At 70.0% G+C, this 17,010-nt stretch carries 19 protein-coding genes and 2 tRNA genes; 11 read left to right on the top strand and 10 right to left on the bottom strand.

Annotation, left to right across the window (positions count from 1 at the left end; genetic code table 11):
* Window positions 1-28: 28 nt before the first annotated feature.
* A complete protein-coding gene (locus AMYTH_RS0119570; protein WP_027931741.1) occupies window positions 29-868 on the top strand; it encodes a TIGR03560 family F420-dependent LLM class oxidoreductase in 840 nt (279 codons plus the stop codon).
* Window positions 869-905: 37 nt separating this feature from the next.
* On the opposite strand, the gene AMYTH_RS0119565 is transcribed toward AMYTH_RS0119570, so the two are convergent.
* Window positions 906-1,289 (bottom strand): globin, encoded by a 384-nt coding sequence (locus tag AMYTH_RS0119565; RefSeq protein WP_020418215.1) that lies wholly within the window; start codon window positions 1,287-1,289, stop codon window positions 906-908.
* A gap of 16 nt (window positions 1,290-1,305) precedes the next feature.
* Window positions 1,306-2,262, bottom strand: a complete 957-nt coding sequence (locus tag AMYTH_RS0119560; RefSeq protein WP_027931740.1) for a mechanosensitive ion channel family protein — start codon at window positions 2,260-2,262, stop codon at window positions 1,306-1,308.
* A 400-nt stretch (window positions 2,263-2,662) separates the two neighbouring features.
* On the opposite strand from AMYTH_RS0119560, the gene AMYTH_RS0119555 reads away from it, so the two are divergent.
* From AMYTH_RS0119555 to AMYTH_RS0119540, 3 genes are all read left to right on the top strand, one after another.
* A complete protein-coding gene (locus tag AMYTH_RS0119555) occupies window positions 2,663-3,160 on the top strand; it encodes an HNH endonuclease (protein WP_017987643.1) in 498 nt (165 codons plus the stop codon).
* A gap of 643 nt (window positions 3,161-3,803) precedes the next feature.
* Window positions 3,804-4,073, top strand: coding sequence for an aa3-type cytochrome oxidase subunit CtaJ (ctaJ, locus tag AMYTH_RS0119545; RefSeq protein ID WP_017987644.1), 270 nt, complete (start codon window positions 3,804-3,806; stop codon window positions 4,071-4,073).
* Complete coding sequence (locus tag AMYTH_RS0119540; RefSeq protein WP_017987645.1) at window positions 4,060-4,545, top strand: DUF5130 family protein; 486 nt, start codon at window positions 4,060-4,062, stop codon at window positions 4,543-4,545. Before ctaJ ends, AMYTH_RS0119540 begins: the two co-directional genes overlap by 14 nt.
* A gap of 610 nt (window positions 4,546-5,155) precedes the next feature.
* Here the strand turns inward: AMYTH_RS0119540 and pepN are convergent.
* A complete protein-coding gene (gene pepN, locus AMYTH_RS0119535; RefSeq protein WP_027931738.1) occupies window positions 5,156-7,717 on the bottom strand; it encodes an aminopeptidase N in 2,562 nt (853 codons plus the stop codon).
* Window positions 7,718-7,849: 132 nt separating this feature from the next.
* Here pepN and AMYTH_RS0119530 point away from each other — a divergent pair, with 132 nt between their 5' ends.
* Entirely contained in the window at window positions 7,850-8,461 is a 612-nt protein-coding gene (locus tag AMYTH_RS0119530) for a mycothiol-dependent nitroreductase Rv2466c family protein (protein ID WP_027931737.1), read from the top strand.
* Here the strand turns inward: AMYTH_RS0119530 and AMYTH_RS0119525 are convergent.
* Window positions 8,448-9,125, bottom strand: a complete 678-nt coding sequence (locus AMYTH_RS0119525) for an MBL fold metallo-hydrolase (RefSeq protein ID WP_027931736.1) — start codon at window positions 9,123-9,125, stop codon at window positions 8,448-8,450. The two genes, AMYTH_RS0119530 and AMYTH_RS0119525, sit on opposite strands and share 14 nt — an antisense overlap.
* The gene (locus AMYTH_RS0119520; RefSeq protein ID WP_027931735.1) at window positions 9,122-9,799 is read right to left on the bottom strand and encodes a 2-phosphosulfolactate phosphatase; all 678 of its coding nucleotides are present in this window, start codon (window positions 9,797-9,799) and stop codon (window positions 9,122-9,124) included. The genes AMYTH_RS0119525 and AMYTH_RS0119520 overlap by 4 nt, the downstream gene beginning before the upstream one ends.
* Before the next feature lie 44 nt (window positions 9,800-9,843).
* Here AMYTH_RS0119520 and AMYTH_RS0119515 point away from each other — a divergent pair, with 44 nt between their 5' ends.
* Together AMYTH_RS0119515 and AMYTH_RS0119510 are read left to right on the top strand one after the other, a co-directional pair.
* A complete protein-coding gene (locus tag AMYTH_RS0119515; RefSeq protein WP_017987650.1) occupies window positions 9,844-10,314 on the top strand; it encodes a ribose-5-phosphate isomerase in 471 nt (156 codons plus the stop codon).
* Entirely contained in the window at window positions 10,314-11,123 is an 810-nt protein-coding gene (locus AMYTH_RS0119510) for an Fpg/Nei family DNA glycosylase (protein WP_027931734.1), read from the top strand. The genes AMYTH_RS0119515 and AMYTH_RS0119510 overlap by 1 nt, the downstream gene beginning before the upstream one ends.
* Window positions 11,124-11,168: 45 nt before the next feature.
* Here the strand turns inward: AMYTH_RS0119510 and AMYTH_RS0119505 are convergent, their stop codons facing one another.
* Together AMYTH_RS0119505 and AMYTH_RS0119500 are read right to left on the bottom strand one after the other, a co-directional pair.
* Window positions 11,169-11,969 (bottom strand): hypothetical protein, encoded by an 801-nt coding sequence (locus tag AMYTH_RS0119505; RefSeq protein WP_027931733.1) that lies wholly within the window; start codon window positions 11,967-11,969, stop codon window positions 11,169-11,171.
* 46 nt (window positions 11,970-12,015) lie between these two features.
* Complete coding sequence (locus AMYTH_RS0119500) at window positions 12,016-12,801, bottom strand: class I SAM-dependent methyltransferase (protein ID WP_027931732.1); 786 nt, start codon at window positions 12,799-12,801, stop codon at window positions 12,016-12,018.
* Between the two features lie 85 nt (window positions 12,802-12,886).
* On the opposite strand from AMYTH_RS0119500, the gene AMYTH_RS0119495 reads away from it, so the two are divergent.
* Both AMYTH_RS0119495 and AMYTH_RS0119490 read left to right on the top strand, forming a co-directional pair.
* Window positions 12,887-13,756 (top strand): LLM class F420-dependent oxidoreductase, encoded by an 870-nt coding sequence (locus tag AMYTH_RS0119495; RefSeq protein ID WP_020418226.1) that lies wholly within the window; start codon window positions 12,887-12,889, stop codon window positions 13,754-13,756.
* A gap of 11 nt (window positions 13,757-13,767) precedes the next feature.
* Window positions 13,768-14,214, top strand: coding sequence for a nuclear transport factor 2 family protein (locus tag AMYTH_RS0119490; RefSeq protein ID WP_017987656.1), 447 nt, complete (start codon window positions 13,768-13,770; stop codon window positions 14,212-14,214).
* Between the two features lie 315 nt (window positions 14,215-14,529).
* Here the strand turns inward: AMYTH_RS0119490 and AMYTH_RS0119480 are convergent, their stop codons facing one another.
* The 3 genes from AMYTH_RS0119480 to AMYTH_RS0119470 form a co-directional block, all read right to left on the bottom strand.
* Window positions 14,530-15,165, bottom strand: coding sequence for a YdcF family protein (locus AMYTH_RS0119480; RefSeq protein WP_027931730.1), 636 nt, complete (start codon window positions 15,163-15,165; stop codon window positions 14,530-14,532).
* 7 nt (window positions 15,166-15,172) lie between these two features.
* Window positions 15,173-15,721 carry an AAA family ATPase gene (locus AMYTH_RS0119475; RefSeq protein WP_027931729.1) on the bottom strand — a complete coding sequence of 183 codons (549 nt, stop codon included), beginning with the start codon at window positions 15,719-15,721 and terminating at the stop codon, window positions 15,173-15,175.
* Window positions 15,722-15,762: 41 nt separating this feature from the next.
* A tRNA-Gly gene (locus tag AMYTH_RS0119470) sits at window positions 15,763-15,833 on the bottom strand.
* Window positions 15,834-15,915: 82 nt separating this feature from the next.
* Between AMYTH_RS0119470 and AMYTH_RS0119465 the strand changes: the two genes are divergently transcribed.
* Window positions 15,916-15,992 (top strand) — tRNA-Pro (locus AMYTH_RS0119465).
* 281 nt (window positions 15,993-16,273) lie between these two features.
* The gene (locus AMYTH_RS0119460; RefSeq protein WP_228684872.1) at window positions 16,274-17,005 is read left to right on the top strand and encodes an MHYT domain-containing protein; all 732 of its coding nucleotides are present in this window, start codon (window positions 16,274-16,276) and stop codon (window positions 17,003-17,005) included.
* Window positions 17,006-17,010 lie beyond the last annotated feature (5 nt).

The raw sequence follows: 17,010 nt of genomic DNA, 5'->3' as shown, positions 1-17,010 counted from the left end.
GCAGCTCCAGGTCGCTAGGGTCGCGGCCATGCGCTTCGCATTCAAAACCTCACCGCAGGACACCGAGTGGGCCGACATGCTCGCCGTGTGGCAGGCCGCCGACGACATCGAGCTGTTCGAGTCGGGCTGGACCTTCGACCACTTCTACCCGATCTTCTCCGACCCGACCGGCCCGTGCATGGAGGGCTGGGTCACGCTGACCGCGCTCGCGCAGGCCACCAAGCGGCTGCGCCTCGGCACACTCGTCAGCGGCATCCACTACCGGCACCCCGCGCTGCTGGCGAACATGGCCGCCACGCTCGACATCGTGTCGAACGGGCGGCTGGAAATCGGCATCGGTGCGGGCTGGAACGAGGAGGAGTCCGGCGCCTACGGCATGGAACTCGGCACGGTCAAGCAGCGCAGCGACCGGTTCGAGGAGGCCTGCGAGGTGCTGGTCGGCCTGCTCACCCAGGAGACGACGACCTTCCAGGGTGAGTACTACCAGCTCACCGACGCCCGCAACGAGCCGAAGCCGGTCCAGCGCCCGCACCCGCCGATCGTGATCGGCGGCAGCGGCGAGAAGCGCACCCTGCGCACCGCCGCCCGCTTCGCGCAGCACTGGAACTTCGTCGGCGGCACGCCGGAGGAGTTCGCCCGCAAGCGGGACGTGCTGCACCAGCACTGCGCGGACATCGGCCGCGACCCGAAGGAGATCATGCTGTCCAGCCACGTGCGGCTGGGAGCCGATCTCGACTACGCCAAGGTCGCCGACGAGGCTGCCGCGCTCGGCGAACAGGGCCTCGACCTGGCGATCGTCTACCTGCCGCCGCCGCACACCCCGGACGTGCTGGAGCCGCTCGCGGAGGCGCTGGCCAAGCTGGGCTGACGCCCGACGGCCCCGTGCCCGACCGCGGGCACGGGGCTCAGACCCAGCTGTTCATCATGCTCTGGGCGGCCATCTCCAGGTAGTTCCACAGCTGCGTCTCCAGCGGCTCCGGCAGCCCCGCCTCGTCGACCGCGATCCGCATCGCGCGCAGCCACGCGTCACGTTCGATCGGGCCGATCTTGAACGGCGCGTGCCGCATCCGCAGGCGAGGGTGTCCGCGCTGGTCGGAGTAGGTGTGCGGGCCGCCCCAGTACTGCATCAGGAACAGCCGCAGCCGGTCCTCGGCCGGCCCGAGGTCCTCCTCGGGGTACATCGGCCGCAGCACCTCGTCCTTCGCCACCTCGGCGTAGAACCGCGCGACGATCTTGCGGAACGTGGGTTCCCCGCCGACGGCCTCGTAGAAGGACTGGGGGTCGCTCATACCGGTCACCCTTCCATCATGCCGTGGTCGCCGTGGACAGGAAGCCCGCTTCCTCCAGTGCCGTGAGGCACGCCGCGCGCAGCTGCCGCTGCACGGCCCACTGGCGGCCCGGCCGCACCTTCACGGTCAGGCGCAGTTCGATGCTCTCCGGTGTGACCTTTTCCACGCCGAGCACCTCGGGCTCCTCCAGCAGGTCGACCGACAGCGGCTCGGTCGCGGCCGCGGCATGGGCGGCCTCCGTCAGCACGGCCGTGGCGCGTTCGACGTCGGCGTTGTAGCTCAGCGGCACGTCGACCAGGGCGATCGCGTAGCCCTGGCTGGAGTTGCCGACCCGGGTCACCTCGCCGTTGCGGACGTACCAGACGGTGCCCTTGACGTCGCGGATCGTGGTGATGCGCAGGCCGACCGACTCGACGGTGCCGGTGGCGGGGCCGATGTCCACGACGTCGCCGACGCCGTACTGGTCCTCCAGCATCATGAACATGCCGGACAGGAAGTCCTTGACGAGGTTCTGGGCGCCGAACGCGAGTGCGATTCCGACCACACCGGCGGAGGCGAGCAGCGGTCCGAGGTTGATGCCCAGCTCACCGAGGATGTAGATCGCGGCGAGCCCGAGCACCACGAACGAGGTCAGCGACTTCAGCACCGAGCCGATCGTCTTGGCCCGCTGGCGGCGCCGCTCGGCCACGACCGGACCGAGGATGTCGGGGGCGCGCTCGCGCAGGGGTCGCAGGATCGTGGGCAGTTTGCCGCCGTTGCTGCGCGGCATGGTGGTGACCCGGTCGATCAGCTTGTGCAGCAGGAACCGGATGATCAACGCGACGAGCAGGATCAGGATGATCCGCAGCGGCTTGGCGATCAGCCAGTTGGCGGAGGCCGCCAGCCATTCGTTGTGCGTGATCTGGAACACTTGGTAGCACCAGGTACCGGGCTGGTTGATGCACTCGGGTGCTTCGTTGAGCAGCGGCGTCACGGGGCTCGGGGATCCCTTTCTGGCCGTTTTCGACCGGCGTCACGCAGACGTCGAACGAATTTCACAGGACACGTCTTCTAACACAGGTGCGCATCGGGTGTGATCTGTGGTCGACTATGGCTGCACCGGTGGAGGTGGTCGAGTGCCAGACCGACAACCGATCCCCCTCGGCGCCCCCGACCAAGCGGTGGGCGGGCAGGCGCCGGAGGTAGCCCTGTGTTCTGTTCAGGATCAGGGCGCTCACCAGGGTCAGGGGCCGCCGGGAGGCGGACCTCAGCCCAGTGGGCCACCCCCGCGAGGCGGCCGCGTGAGCCGACCCTCGGGTCAGCGTAGAGGGCGGGATCCGGCCGGTCTGAACGCCCCTGCCACGCCGGGCGCGTTCTCGATGGGCAGGCGTCGCGTGCTGCTCCTCAACGCCACGTTCGAACCACTGACCGCGCTCCCGCTGCGACGGGCCGTGGTGCTGGTGATGTGCGGGAAGGCGGAGGTCGTGCACGGCGATCCGGGGGGCCTGACGTTGCACGCCGCGACGTTGTCGCTGCCCGTGCCGTCGGTGATCCGGTTGTCCACGTACGTGCGGGTGCCCTACCGGGCGCAGGTGCCGCTGACGCGGGCCGGGCTGATGCACCGGGACCGCTACAAGTGCGCGTACTGCGGCGGTCGGGCCGAAACGATCGACCACGTGCTGCCGCGCAGCAAGGGTGGGCCGCACAGCTGGCAGAACTGCGTGGCGTGTTGCGCGAAGTGCAACCACCGCAAGGCAGACCGGCTGCTGGAGGACCTGGGCTGGCAGCTGCGCGTGGTGCCGACGGCGCCGCGGGGCCCGCACTGGCGGCTGCTGGTGCACTCCGGGGACGCGGATCCGCTGTGGAAGCCCTACCTCGGCGTGGCGGCCTGACAGGGGACACACCGGTGCCCCGGCTGTGGTGGTGAGCCGGGGCGTTCCGACGTCTTCGTCTCGGTGGTGGTTCGGTTCAGTTCGGGGGAGGGACGGCGTCTCAGGCGGCGGTGACTCGCGTGCCTCGGGTGACCCGGGTGCCCATCGTGACGCGGGTGCCGCGAGTGACTCGCGTGCCACGGGTCACGCGGGTGCCCATCGTCACGCGGGTGCCCCTGGTGACCCGGGTACCGCGGGTGACCCGGGTACCGGCCGTCACCCGTGTGCCGCGCGTCACACGCGTGCCCCGCGTGGTGCAGCCGTTGGATGCGTCGATCAGTGACGGAGCGTGGTCGTCGTTGGTCTGAGCGAGGGTACGGAGCAGGTACATGATCTGTCCTCCAGGGACCTGTGCGTTACTCATTGGGAAGGGGAGCGGGGCGCAAGGCCCGTACAGGTGAAAAAGCTACGAGGAACTGGGCCACCGGACAAGGCAATCGCGCCCGGTGCGGCCGGCTGTACGTTGAGTTGCAACCTTTCGTCCGACCGCTCTTCAGCCCATCGCCCCAACGCGGTCGCGACGCTCGGCGGACGGCGGCCCCCACGCGACGAGCGGTCGTGACCGGCTTCGGCGGGCTCGGGTTCGTCGGGCTACTCTTCTGGCGTGAACATCGGAGAGACGATCCTGATCTTCGCGCTGATCCCGGCCGCGATCTACGGGGTGATCAGCGTGCTCACCCTGCGGTCGAAGCTGACCGGCACGCCGCGCTACCGGCCCGGCCAGGCCTGGGAGTACCCGCCGATGTGGTGGAGCGGCAACCCGGAAGGTATCGGGACCGTGCACGACACGCACTCCGGCGAACCGGTGGAGAACAGGGACGCGAGCGGGAACGCGCGCGTGACGGCGGCAGGAGGAGCCCGTGGCAGCTGGTGAGCTGACCCGACAGCCAGGATCGGACGAGGAGCTGGAGGTCGGGGTCGCGATTACCGCGACCGGTCGCCGCTCGGTGGCCCGGATGTACGAGCCCGCTGCTCCATCCAGCCCATTCAGCACCGTCCAGTTGGCCCGTCTGGACGAGGCGCTGACGCTCGCGAGCCGGGAGACCGGGCTCGACTTCAGCGTGTACCTGGGCGAGCTGGGCTCCGAGAGCCGCGCCCGCGCCGAAGAGCTGCACGCGAGGATCGAACCGAGCTCCGCGAACGCCGTGCTGATCGCCGTCTCGCCCGGCGAGCGTGTGGTGGAGATCGTGACGGGCTCCGACGCGATCCGCCGCCTCCCCGACCGCGGCGCCAAGCTCGCCGTGATGAGCATGGTGGCGTCCTTCAAGGAGGGCGACCTCATCGGCGGCCTCACCTCGGGGCTGCGCATGCTGGCCGACCAGGCCGGCTCCGCCCCCAAGCACTAAAGGGCAAAAAGAAGAAGGGCGGTCGCGCAAGCGGCAGCCCTTCTTCTTTTTGATCTTTGAACCCAAGGTAGCTGGGTGGTCATCCCGTCGCCTGACACCGGACGATCACCTTGAGCCAGGGCCGCAACCCAGGCCGCCAACCGGCAGCCGAACATGCCAACCTTGCGGCCCTGGCTCAAGGTGATATGCACAAACCGGAAGGCGACGGGATGACCACCCAGCGACCACCTCACCAAGGCGAGACGAGGCACCCAACCCCTGGTCATCCCGGAGCCTGCCCGTCCGGCGAGGACTCTTTTGATCTTTAAACCCGCGCCTTCGCGCGGCGAAGAGTCCGCCCTGCGGGCGGGAAGCGCCTCACGGCGCTCAAATGGTCACCTTCCGACCACCCCCCGCCCCCGATGCCTGATTGTGTTTCAGTCGCCGAGCAGGCGTGTCAAGGCGGGAAAGCGTGCCTTGACACGCCTGGTCGGCGACTAAAGATCGGCTGTGGATCGGGGGCGGGGGAGGTCTGGTTGGGGTAGTCGGTGCTGTTGCGTTGCCGGCTTGCGTTTGTTGAAAGCAAAAAGGGCGCCGAGCTGCTTGTGCCCGGCGCCCTTTGCTTTGTTGATCAGGCCTCGTCGAATTCCCGTGCTGCCAGTGCGCGCACGATGCCGGCCCGGCCTTCCGAAACCAGCCGCCGGAGGGCAGCCGGGTGGTCGCCGGCCAGCCACTCGTCCGCGGCCTGCACCGTGGCGTGTTCGACCGCCCAGGCGGGGAACAGGCCGACGACCGTGGGCTGGGCGCGTTCGCTCGATCGGCGGGACCAGACCTCGTCGATGGCGGCGAAGTAGGTGTTCACGTAGCCCGTCAGCAGGTCCTTCTGCCCGGGGTGGGAGAAGCCGCCGATGATGGCGTTGCTCATCGCGTTCGGGAGGTCGTCGTCGTAGACCGCGCGCTGCCACGCCTCCGCCTTGGCCTCCGGGGTCGGACGCAGGGCACGGGCGTACTCGGCGTGGCGGCGGCCCGTCGCGGTGTCGTCGCGGGCCAGTTCCGCGTCGATCTCCTCGTCCGCCGCCCGGCCGTGCGCCACCAGCGCGTTCAGCAGGCGCCAGCGCAGGTCCGCGTCGACGACCAGGCCCTCCAGCGGGTTCGACCCGTCGAGCCAGCCCGCCAGCACGTCGACCGTCGCGTCGTCCAGGACCGAGCCTGCCAGCGAGTTGACGAACGCCAGCTGGTGGTCCGAACCCGGCTCGGCGGCACGGGCCAGCTCCAGCAGCTTCCGGGTGAACTGCGGCCACCCCTCGGCCGCCGCCCAGGACGGCTGCGCGTACGAGTTCAGCGCCGTCTGCGCCTGCAGCAGCAGCCGCTGCACGACACCGACCTCGGTCTCCGCGTGGATCCCGTGCAGCACGATCTGCAGGAAGTCCCTGGCCTTCAGCTCGGCCTCGCGGGTCATCTCCCACACGGCCGACCAGCACAGGGTCCGCGGCAGCGGCTCGGTGATGTCGGCGATCCGGTCGACCAGCGTGGTCAGCGAACCGGCGTCCAGGCGCATCGTGCAGTAGGTCAGGTCGTCGTCGTTGACCAGCACCAGCTTGCCCGCCGGCTGACCGACCAGGTCCGGCACCTCGGTGCGCTCGCCCTCGACGTCCAGCTCCACCCGCTGCTTGCGGACCAGCTTGCCGTCCTCGTCGTCGTAGACGCCGACCGCGATGCGGTGCGTGCGCAGCTCACCGGCACCCGGCTTCGCCCCGGTCTGCAGCACCGCGAACGACGTGAACCGGCCTTCGGCGTCGGTCTCGAACTTCGGCCGCAGCGAGTTCAGGCCGGTCGTCTCCAGCCACTGCGCGCTCCACCCGGACAGGTCGCGGCCCGAGGCCTCCTCCAAGGCGCTGAGCAGGTCGGCCAGCGTCGCGTTGCCCCACGCGTGCTTGCCGAAGTACACCCGCAGCCCGGCCAGGAAGTGGTCCAGCCCGACGTAGGCCACCAGCTGCTTCAGCACGCTGGCGCCCTTGGCGTAGGTGATGCCGTCGAAGTTCACCTCCACGGCCTGCAGGTCCACGATGTCGGCCGCGATCGGGTGCGTCGAGGGCAGCTGGTCCTGCCGGTAGGCCCACGACTTCTCGATGTTCGCGAAGCTCGTCCAGGCGTGCTCGTACTCGGTCGCCTCGGCCTGCGCCAGCACGCTCGCGAACGTCGCGAACGACTCGTTCAGCCACAGGTCGTCCCACCAGCGCATGGTGACCAGGTCGCCGAACCACATGTGCGCCATCTCGTGCAGCAGCGTCTCGGCGCGCCGCTCGTAGGCGTAGCGGGTGACGCGGCTGCGGAAGACGTAGTCCTCCAGGAACGTCACCGCGCCCGCGTTCTCCATCGCGCCCGCGTTGAACTCCGGCACGAACAGCTGGTCGTACTTGCGGAACGGGTACGGCGTGGCGAACGCCTTGTGGTAGAAGCCGAAACCCTGCTTGGTCTCGGTGAACAGCCGCTCGGCGTCCATGTGCTCGGCCAGCGACGCGCGGCAGTAGATGCCCAGCGGGATCGTGCCGTGCTCGTCGGTGTACTGGTCGTGCCACTCCGCGTACGGGCCGGCGATCAACGCGACCAGGTACGTCGAGATGCGCTCGGAAGTGGCGAAGACCGTGCGGGTGGCGCCCTCGGCGGTCTTCTCCGTGCTCTCCATCGGCGCGTTGGACACGACCTTCCAGTCGCTCGGCGCGGTGACCGTCAGCCGGTAGGTGGCCTTGAGGTCGGGCTGGTCGAAACAGGCGAACATGCGCTTCGCGTCGGCCGTCTCGAACTGCGTGTACAGGTACACGGCGTCGTCGACCGGGTCGACGAAACGGTGCAGGCCCTCGCCGGTGTTCATGTAGCGGCAGTCGGCCTCGACGACCAGCTCGTTGGTCGCGGCGAGGTCCGGCAGTTCGACGCCGTTCTCCTCGGTGTAGCCGGAGACGTCCAGCGCCGTGCCGTTCAGCGTCGCGGAGCGGACGGAGCCGGCGACAATGTCGACGAACGTGCTCGCGCCTGGCTTCGTGGCGGCGAACCGGATGGTTGTCTTCGAGTCGAAGCTTCTCTCGCCCGGGCCGCCGTTACCGTCCGTGAGATCGAGGGCGATGTCGTAGGACTCGACCTCGAGCAGCTCGGCACGCTGTTTGGCTTGGTCACGGGTCAGGTTAGGGGCGGGCACAGGCACCTCGGAAACGCTCGCGGTTGTCATTCTCGGTGATCCCGCTATCCAATCATGTTCCGGCGGGGAACAAGTGCACTCCGCGTGCTGTTGGCCCGTTTGACGGCCCCAGCACCCACAGGGAGAACACTGATGACCGCAGAGCGCACACGGGTGGACTTCTACTTCGACCCCGTCTGCCCGTTCGCCTGGATCAGCTCGCGCTGGATCCTCGAGGTGGAGAAGCAGCGCGACCTCGACCTGAACTTCCGCGTCATGAGCCTCGCGGTCCTCAACAGCGGGCGCGACCTGCCCGCGGAGTACAAGGAGCTGCTGGAGAAGGCGTGGGGCCCGGTGCGCGTGGCCACGGCGCTCGCGCAGGAGAAGGGCGAGGCGGTCCTGCGGGACTTCTACACCGAGTTCGGCACCCGCTACCACAACCAGGGCAACAAGGACATCCCCGAGGTCACCCGCCAGGCCCTGGAAGCCGTCGGCGCGCCCGCCGACCTCGCGTCGGCGGCCGACTCCGCCGAGTACGACGACGCGCTGAAGAAGAGCCACCACGAGGGCATGGACCCGGTCGGCATGGACGTCGGCACCCCGACCATCCACATCGACGGCGTCGCGTTCTTCGGGCCGGTGCTCAGCTCGATCCCGAAGGGCGAGGACGCCCTGAAGGTGTTCGACGGCGCCCGGCTGCTGGCCAGCTACCCCGACTTCTACGAACTCAAGCGCACCCGCACCGGCGAGCTCAACTTCGACTGAGCTCGTCGCGCTGGGCGGCCACGAAGTCCGGGCCGACCGGATCGCCGTGCCCCGGCACGATCGTGGCGGGATCGAGCGCGAGCAGCCGGTCCAGCGCCGACGGCCAGCGAGCGGGGTACGCGTCCGGTCCGATCGACGGTGGCGCGCCCTGCTCGACGAGGTCACCGGCGAACAGCACCCCGGCGTCCGGCACGTGCACGGCCACGTCGTGGTCGGTGTGCGCCACGCCGGGGTGGACCAGCTCGACGGTCCGGCCGCCGAGGTCCAGCTGGACGCTGTGGGTGAGCAGGTGGTCCGGCAGCACCAGCCGGGCCGCGGCGAGCCGCTCGGCTTCCGGCTTTCCGGCCAGCCGGCGCACCCACGCCGCCCGGTCGGACTCGCCTTCGCGGATGAGCGCGTCCCGGCAGCGTTCGTGCGCCCACACCGGGCAGGGCAGGAACGCGGCGGTGCCGAAGTGGTGGTCGAAGTGGGCGTGGGTGATGACCACGACCCACGGCAGCGCGGTGATCTCGCGGATCTCCGCCGCGAAGGCCGCGCCGTGGACCTCGTCGCAGCCGGTGTCGATCACCAGGCACCGCTCGGCGCCCACCACCAGACCGAGCGTCTGGTCCAGATGCTCGTAGCGGCGGGCGTGCACGCCGTCGGCCAGTTCGAGCCAGGTCACGCTGCCTCCAGGAGATCGCCGACGAGGACGGGGGCCACGGTGCTGACGTCCACCTGAGCGGCGAGCTCGACGTCCCGTCCGTGGCCGTTGAGGGTGAGACCCCGCCCGGAGACACATCCTCGCAGCGCTTCGGCGATGTCGGTGCCGCGGTAGGCGGTGGCGGCCAGCAGCGCCTCGGCGGAGGCGTCGCGGCCGGACAGCGCGGCGGCGATCGCGCCCGCGCCGAGGAGGTCCTCCACACACGGCCGGAGCGGTCCGCGGGGAGCGGTGGTCGTGATGTTGATGCCCCAGCGCTCGCCGGCCGGGACGACACCGATCGGGCGCTCGCCGGCCAGCTGGTCGGCGGCGGCCGCGACCGCCGAGGCGTTGCGCAGGCAGCCCACGAGCACCGTCGCGCCGGTCCCCGCGGCCTCGGCGCACAGGGTCGCCCCGTTCGGGGACGGTAGGTCGAGCAGCCCGGGATCGGGCCCGACCGCGGCCGGCCGCGGCACCTGGCCACCACGCCAGCGCAGGGGACGGACCCGGCCGCCGCGGCCGGTCACCAGGTCCACGGTCGTGCTGAACGACAGCACGTCCACGACGATCAGCACCGCGCACTCCCGCCCAAGCTCGGCGACCCCTTCCGCACCCCACTCCAACCGCAGGTCATGCCCGTCCTGGGCGAACGCGTCCACACCCCCAGCATGCCCGGCTTCCACCCGGATGCGAGACTCCACCCGTGCGCGTCTACTTGGGATCAGACCACGCCGGCTTCGAGCTGAAGAACCACTTGGTCGAGTACTTGAAGGGCCAGGGCCACGAGGTCACCGACATCGGCCCGGCCGTCTACGACGCCGCCGACGACTACCCGGCCTTCTGCATCGAGACCGCCCGCCGCGTGGTGGCGGACGAGGGCAGCCTGGGCATCGTCATCGGCGGTTCCGGCAACGGCGAGCAGATCGCCGCGAACAAGGTGAAGGGCGCCCGGGCCGCGCTGGCCTGGAAGCCGGAGATCGCCGAGCTCGCCCGCCAGCACAACCACGCGCAGCTCATCGGCCTCGGTGCGCGCATGCACACCGTCGAGGAGGCCACCGCGATCGTCGACGCGTTCCTGTCGACCCCGCCGTCGGAGGACGAGCGGCACGGCCGCCGCGTGCAGCAGATGCTCGACTACGAGCGCACCGGCACCCCGCCGCCGCTGCCTGCCTGATGCCCGAGGGGCACACCCTCCACCGGCTCGCCCGCCTGCACCAGCGGCGGTACGCGGGCGCGCCGGTTGGCGTTTCCAGTCCGCAGGGCCGCTTCGCGAGCGAGGCGGCCCTTTTGGACGGTCAGGTCATGCTGAAAGCCGAGGCCTACGGCAAGCACCTGTTCCACGACTTCGGCCCGCTCGGGTCCGTGCACGTCCACTTGGGACTGTACGGCACGTTCACCGAGGCGAAACTGCCGGAAACCCCGCCGGTGGGCCAGGTCCGGCTGCGGCTGACCGGCCGGACGCACTGGACGGACCTGCGCGGGCCCACCCGGTGCGAGCTGCTCACGCCGGACGAGGTCGACGCGATCAAGGCGCGCCTCGGCCCCGACCCGCTGCGCCGCGACGCCCGCCCGGACGAGGCGTGGCAACGGATCTCGGCGTCCCGCACATCCATCGCCGCGCTGCTGATGGACCAAAAGGTCGTGTCGGGTATCGGGAACGTGTACCGCGCGGAGGTGCTGTTCCGGCACCGGATCAACCCGATGGTGCCCGGCCGCGCGCTGGACCACGTGCAGTGGAAGGTGATGTGGACCGACCTCGTGGCGCTGATGCGCAAGGGCGTGCGGATCGGCCGCATCGACACCGTGGACGACGAGCACCTGCCCGAGGTCACCGGCCGCGCGCCGCGGCAGGACCGGCACGGCGGCGAGGTCTACGTCTACCGGCGCACCGGGCAGCCGTGCCTGGTCTGCGGCACCCCCATCGCCCACACCGAGCTGGCCGGGCGGAACCTGTACTGGTGCCCGGTCTGCCAAGCGGCCTGAAAAAGCGGGCCGGACGTGGTGTCCGGCCCGCTGTGCGTTGAGGCGTCAGAAGCCGCCGAAATCCCCGCCGAAGTCGCCCCCGAAGTCGCCTCCGCCGAAATCGCCGCCCATGTCGCCGCCGAAGTCCCCGCCCGCGTCGCCGCCGGCGTCACCCATGTCGCCGCCGTCGGCTCCCGCGTCGGCCATGGCGTCCTCCTGGCCCGCGTCGTAGCCGGACTCCCACGCCTCGGCGCTCGCGATGCCGGCCATGCCGCTGAACATCGCGCTGAACAGGAACATCGACCCGAGGCCCCACGCGCCCGCCACGAGCGCCGGCTTCCACCACGGCTCGCTGTACCAGCCCTGCGGCACCGGGCGCCCGGCCACGCGGCCACCCGGGTAGTAGTAGGGCGTGTTGTCGCCGGGGTTCGGCGACGCCTCGTAGTGCCTGCCCTCGACGTCCACGCTGCGGTGCTCGGTGACCTTGCCCGCCCGCTCGCGCTCGGTCTCCTCGGGCAGCTTCGGGCCAGGGTCCATGCCCATCGCCTCGCGCGCGGCGCGCACGTAGTAGAGGCCTTCGAGCGCGGTCTCCTTGACGAGCTTGGCCTGCTCGGCCGTCTGCGCCTGCTCCAGTTGGGAGCCGGCCGCGTTGTAGCGCTCGGACGCGTCGGCCAGCGCCTGCTTCGCAGGCTCGTTCGAACCCACGAGGTTCAGCACCTGGCCACCCAGGCGCTCGACCAGGCGCCGGGCGTCGGCCTTGGCGTCGTCGAGCTGGCGCCGCCGCGTGGCGGCCTGGGCTTTCGCGAAGTAGGCGATGCCGCCCACGATGAGGACGAGGAGCACGATCACGGTGATCGCGGTGCCCATGGCTTACTCCCGGAAGTTCGGTGTCTTGAACCGGACAACGGGGACGCTACGCCGATGGTTCCCAGCTCGCGCACAGGACGCGCACAGGCACCTCCTCGGTGTAGACGCCGCCGGGTTCGGCTTCGCGGAGCGCCGCCCGCAGGTCGGCGTCGAAACCGCGCCGGCCTGCGGCGTCGAGCTTCTCCAGCGCGCCGGCGGAGTACAGGGCGCCGACCACCTCGTCGAGACCGAGCCGCTCGGTGTGATCAAGGCGATGTTCCCGCACCCGCGTGAACCCGGCCCGTTCGAGCAGGTCCCGGTACCGCGCACGCTCGGCGTCGCTACTGCCGCACGCGGGGAAATCCAGCGCGCCCAGCCACCGCGTGGACACCTGCCGGATCGCGGTCGCCCACCGGGTGCGCTGCGTCCAGACCGGGGTGCCGTTGGCGATCACCGCGACGCCGCCACCCGGCCGGAGCAGGCGGGACAGCGCCGCGAACAGCGGGCCGGGATCCATCCAGTGCAGCGCCTGGCCGATGGTGACGAGGTCGAGACCGCCCGCGCCGAGCAGGGGCTCCAGCGCGGGCACGTCGCTGTCCGCGCCGACGACCCACACGACGTTCGGGACCTCCGCGGCGCGGGCGTGCGCGAGCATGTCGGGGGAGGGGTCCATGCCGATCACCGCGCCCGCCCTGGCGGCCATCGGCACCGTCAGCTGACCGGTGCCGCAGCCCAGGTCCAGCACCCGGCCGAGCGGGAACTCCGCCGCCAGCAGGTCGAAGACCTCCGTCCGGTACCCGCGGCGGAAGCGCGCGTAGTTCGACGCGACGTCGCCGGCGAATTCCTGGATCACGGGGACCAGTCTGTGAGCCGGCGGAACGCGGCCGCAAGCTGTTCCGCTCTCGACGAAAACTAGAACACGTTATAGTCTCGAGCGCATGAAGTTCACCCTCTCGGTCGCGATGAACCCCCTGGACCAGTTCACCGAGCTAGCGCGCACCGCCGAGGAGTGCGGCTTCTCCTCGATCGCGTTGCCGGACTCGCTGTTCTACTCCGAGCACGTGTCCGCCGAGTACCCGTACACGCCGGACGGCAGCCGGTTCTGGACCGCGGACACGCCGTGGGCCGACCCGCTGGTGGCGGTCGCGACGATGGCCGCGGTGACCGAGCGGATCGAGTTCTACACGTCGGTCCTCAAGCTCGGCTCGCGCAATCCGGTGCTGCTCGCGCGGCAGGTCGGGTCGGTCGCGGTGCTGTCCGGCAACCGGTTCGGGCTCGGGCTGGGCGTCGGCTGGTCGCCGGAGGAGTTCGAGTGGTGCGGCGCGCCGTACGCGAAGCGCGGCAAGCGCGTGGACGAGGCGATCGAGGTGCTGCGGCTGATCCTGGACGGCGGGATGGTCGAGTACCACGGCGAGTTCTTCGACTTCGACAAGCTGCAGATGAGCCCGGCGCCGTCGGAGCACGTGCCGTTCTACATCGGCGGGCACACCGAAGTGGCGTTGAAGCGCGCCGCGCGGGTTGGCGACGGCTGGTCCTCGGCGATGATGAAGTTCGACGACCTGCGCTCGACGATCTCGCGGCTCGCGGAACTGCGCGCCGAGTACGGGCGGGCCGACGTGCCGTTCGAGATCCAGGCGGTGTGCATCGACCGGTTCGGGCTGGACGGCTACCGCGAGCAGGCCGAGATCGGCGTGACCGACATCGTCACGCAGCCCTGGGTGTTCGACGGCATCGGGTTCGGCGATCCGGTCGGCCCGAAGAAGGACGCGATCCGCAAGTTCGCCGACGAGGTCATTTCCCGGTTCTGAGGGGGCGTGTCATGGGTGTTCAGGTGTGCTGGGACGTCGAGGCCGAGCAGCCGCCGGCCCGGGTCGCATCGTGGCGGTCGATGAACGCGACCTGCCGCGGCGCGAAGGACGAGTGGCTGGCGTTGTTCGCGCCGGACGCGGTGATCGAGGACCCGGTCGGCAAGTCGATGTTCGACGAGGAGGGTCGCGGGCACCACGGCCACGAGGGGATCGCGGCGTTCTGGGACCTGGCGATCGCGAAGGTCGAGCGGTTCGAATTCGTGATCAAGGATTCGTTCGCGGCGGGCGACGAGGTGGCGAACGTCGGGACGATCACGACGTACCTGCCCGGCGGGTACCGCGTGGACACCGAGGGCGTGTTCGTGTACCGGGTGGGTGACGACGGGCTGGTCCGGTCGATGCGGGCGTTCTGGGAGACGGAGCGGGCGATGGCGACGGCGCGGCAGGTGGGCGGGTAAACACTGGGCGCACGTTCGTAAGCCGTGTGTTACCGGCGGTGTGGCTGGTGTTGGTCGCGTGCTGGTGTTCGCCACGATGCCGCGCATGCACGGCAGATCGCCTTTGGAACTGTGCGTCTACTGGGGCTGGCTCCCCGACAGCGACGCCGGAGCCACCCACTGGGTCTCCCCGGCGCGCGACTACCACCCGAGGACCGGGCTGAGGTCCAACTGCGGGAGGCGCTGCATCCCGTCGGAGAGGACCCACGCGTGGCGGAAGCTGCCGCGGTGCCGGGACTGCGTGTCGTCGCTGGCTGCTGCTGATCGGGCGCGCGGCTAGACCAGGCGTTTGGTGAACCCTGCGGCGATGAGGCGCTGCAGAGCATTGTGGACATCGGCCGGGAAGGGTTGGGGGATCGCGAAACCCCGCTCGGCGTAGAGGGTGATGCGCTGCGTGTCGCCGACGAGCATGTTGATCACCCGGTCGTCGTCGCCGATGGTGCGCAGGTGCTCGTCGAGGGTTTGCGGCTTGGCGGCGCACACGACGTCCACCTCGGGCCACAGCTTGCGGCAGGTCGCGTAGGCGCGGCGCTGCTGGTAGGGGCGCGAGACGAGGGTGACTTCGCGGATGTCGTGGTCGCGGAGCAGGTCGCGCGTGAAGGTGATGTTCTCGCCGGTGTTGGTGGCGCGGGTCTCCAGCCGGATGGCCGCCGCCGGGACGCCGCGGGCTCGAGCGTGCTCGCCGAAGTGGACGGCCTCGCCGCGCGGGAACAGGTCGACCGTGGTGGGCGCGTTGGCGCCGGTGAAGACGACCAGCGGAAACCGGCCGGCGTGGTACAGCTCGGCGGTGTGGTCGGCGACTCCCAGATCATGACTCCCGAGCCCCACGCCGACATCCGTCCGCCGCGGCTCGTGGTCCAGGTGGTGGTAGCGCCAAAGCAATTCGACGTCGGGGCGCAGGTGGTCGTCCACAGCCGTCTCAACCCAGGCTGCGCAGCAGTGCGCGGTAGGTCCGGTCCACCTGGCCCTCCTCGACGTGCACGATCCGGGCCCGCGGCCGGGCCGCGACGACCTCCATCAAACGGTCGTACATCACGGACAGGTCGTCGAACCCGCCGTCGCGCCCGATCATCTCGTGGGCTTCGACATGCAGCGGGTCGGCAGCCGCGCGGGTGCGCTCGGCGAAGCGCCGCAGCACGTTCTCCTTGCTGTCGAGCAGCACGACCTCGTGGAACGCGGCGCCGACCTCGCGGGAGAGGCACTCGAGCTGGTCGATGAACGCCGTCCGGCCCAGGAACTGCGGGACAACCACGTCGTGCCCGGCCAACAGGTGCGCGCGAGCCGCGGCGAGCGTGACGCCACGAGCAAGCCGGCCTGCGGTGTGCGGGTCGTCACGCCAGCGGCCGATCAAGCTGCGGACACGGTCGACGTCCAGGTTCAGGGTCAGCGGATGATCGTCGGCGAAGCGCCCCGCGAGGGTCGACTTGCCACACGCGGGCGGGCCGTTGAGCAGGAGCAACCGCGGCACCCGGCGACAGTACCAACGACCGCCGCCCAGGAGACGACGAGAGCGGGCGACGGGAATCGAACCCGCACCACCAGTTTGGAAGACTGGGGCTCTACCATTGAGCTACGCCCGCATGCACCCGCATCGTACGGGCGCGTCTGCGAGTCTAGCGGCTCGCGCTAGAGTGATCGCACCGCCCCGGCCCTGGGGCGAACCGGGATGTGGCGCAGCTTGGTAGCGCATCCGCTTTGGGAGCGGAGGGTCGCAGGTTCAAATCCTGTCATCCCGACCACCAACAACCGGCCGGTCGCCCGCGTGGCGGCCGGCCGGAGTCATGTCTGGCGGCCGGCGCAGCGTCCGGCAGGCGCTTATTTTTCGTCACCGCTATCCTTAATTGTGTTCAACAACGCTTCGTGAGCCGTGAACCGGAACCTCGGGCGTCACGTTATCTGCTGACCTCGGTTAGCTACTTCGCAGTATCGTTGAGATTTTCTGCTCCTTCACTTATTGTCCCTCAGCAGACCTGGGGGTGGTGCTTTTTTCCAACGGTGAACGAAGGACGCAATGGGCTCGATGACGGAATTGACGTTCGGCTGGATCACGCCCGTTCTGTCCTACGTCATGGCGTGCGTGGGAAGCGCACTCGGTCTCCGCTGCATGGTGCGAGCGCTTTCCGCGACCGGCCGTTCCCGCCGCCACTGGCTCGTCAACGGCGCCATGGCCATCGGCACCGGGATCTGGACCATGCACTTCATCGCGATGATGGGGTTCGGCGTCACGGGCAGCGAAATCCGCTACGACGTCCCGCTCACGGTGCTCAGCCTCCTGGTCGCCATCGCGGTCGTCGGCATCGGCGTGTTCGCCGTGGGATACCTCGTTTCCAAGACGCTCGCCGTGCTCGTCGGCGGCGTCGTCGCCGGCCTGGGCGTCGCCGCCATGCACTACATCGGCATGGCCGCCATGCGGATGGCCGGCAACGTCTCCTACGACCCCGGCGTCGTCACACTGTCCGTCGCGATCGCGGTCGCCGCCGCGACCGCCGCGCTGTGGGCCACCCTCAACATCCACGGCAAGGCCGCCGCGGTCGGGGCGTCGCTCGTGATGGGCGTCGCAGTCAGCGCCATGCACTACACCGGAATGGCGGCGGTCAGCGTCGAAGTCCACGCCGGGCATTCCGTGACCAGTGGCGCCACCCCCATGCAGTTCGTGTTCCCGCTCACCGTCGTGCTGGGTTCCTACCTCTTTCTGACCTCCGCGTTCGTCGCGCTTTCCCCAGGTCCGCAAAAAGAACTGACGACGACCTGAGCGAA

It is taken from the genome of Amycolatopsis thermoflava N1165 (assembly GCF_000473265.1).
GTDB classification, from domain to species: Bacteria; Actinomycetota; Actinomycetes; order Mycobacteriales; family Pseudonocardiaceae; genus Amycolatopsis_E; species Amycolatopsis_E thermoflava.
This window is presented reverse-complemented; position numbering and strand designations above follow the sequence as displayed.

Excerpts from the sequence above, each read along its gene's own strand:
- AMYTH_RS0119565 (WP_020418215.1), bottom strand. The coding sequence starts at position 1,289 with ATGAGCGACCCCCAGTCCTTCTACGAGGCCGTCGGCGGGGAACCCACG.
- AMYTH_RS0119460 (WP_228684872.1), top strand. The coding sequence starts at position 16,274 with ATGACGGAATTGACGTTCGGCTGGATCACGCCCGTTCTGTCCTACGTC.
- AMYTH_RS0119495 (WP_020418226.1), top strand. The coding sequence starts at position 12,887 with ATGAAGTTCACCCTCTCGGTCGCGATGAACCCCCTGGACCAGTTCACC.
- AMYTH_RS0119530 (WP_027931737.1), top strand. The coding sequence starts at position 7,850 with ATGACCGCAGAGCGCACACGGGTGGACTTCTACTTCGACCCCGTCTGC.
- AMYTH_RS0119510 (WP_027931734.1), top strand. The coding sequence starts at position 10,314 with ATGCCCGAGGGGCACACCCTCCACCGGCTCGCCCGCCTGCACCAGCGG.
- AMYTH_RS0119570 (WP_027931741.1), top strand. The coding sequence starts at position 29 with ATGCGCTTCGCATTCAAAACCTCACCGCAGGACACCGAGTGGGCCGAC.
- AMYTH_RS0119490 (WP_017987656.1), top strand. The coding sequence starts at position 13,768 with ATGGGTGTTCAGGTGTGCTGGGACGTCGAGGCCGAGCAGCCGCCGGCC.
- AMYTH_RS0119505 (WP_027931733.1), bottom strand. The coding sequence starts at position 11,969 with ATGGGCACCGCGATCACCGTGATCGTGCTCCTCGTCCTCATCGTGGGC.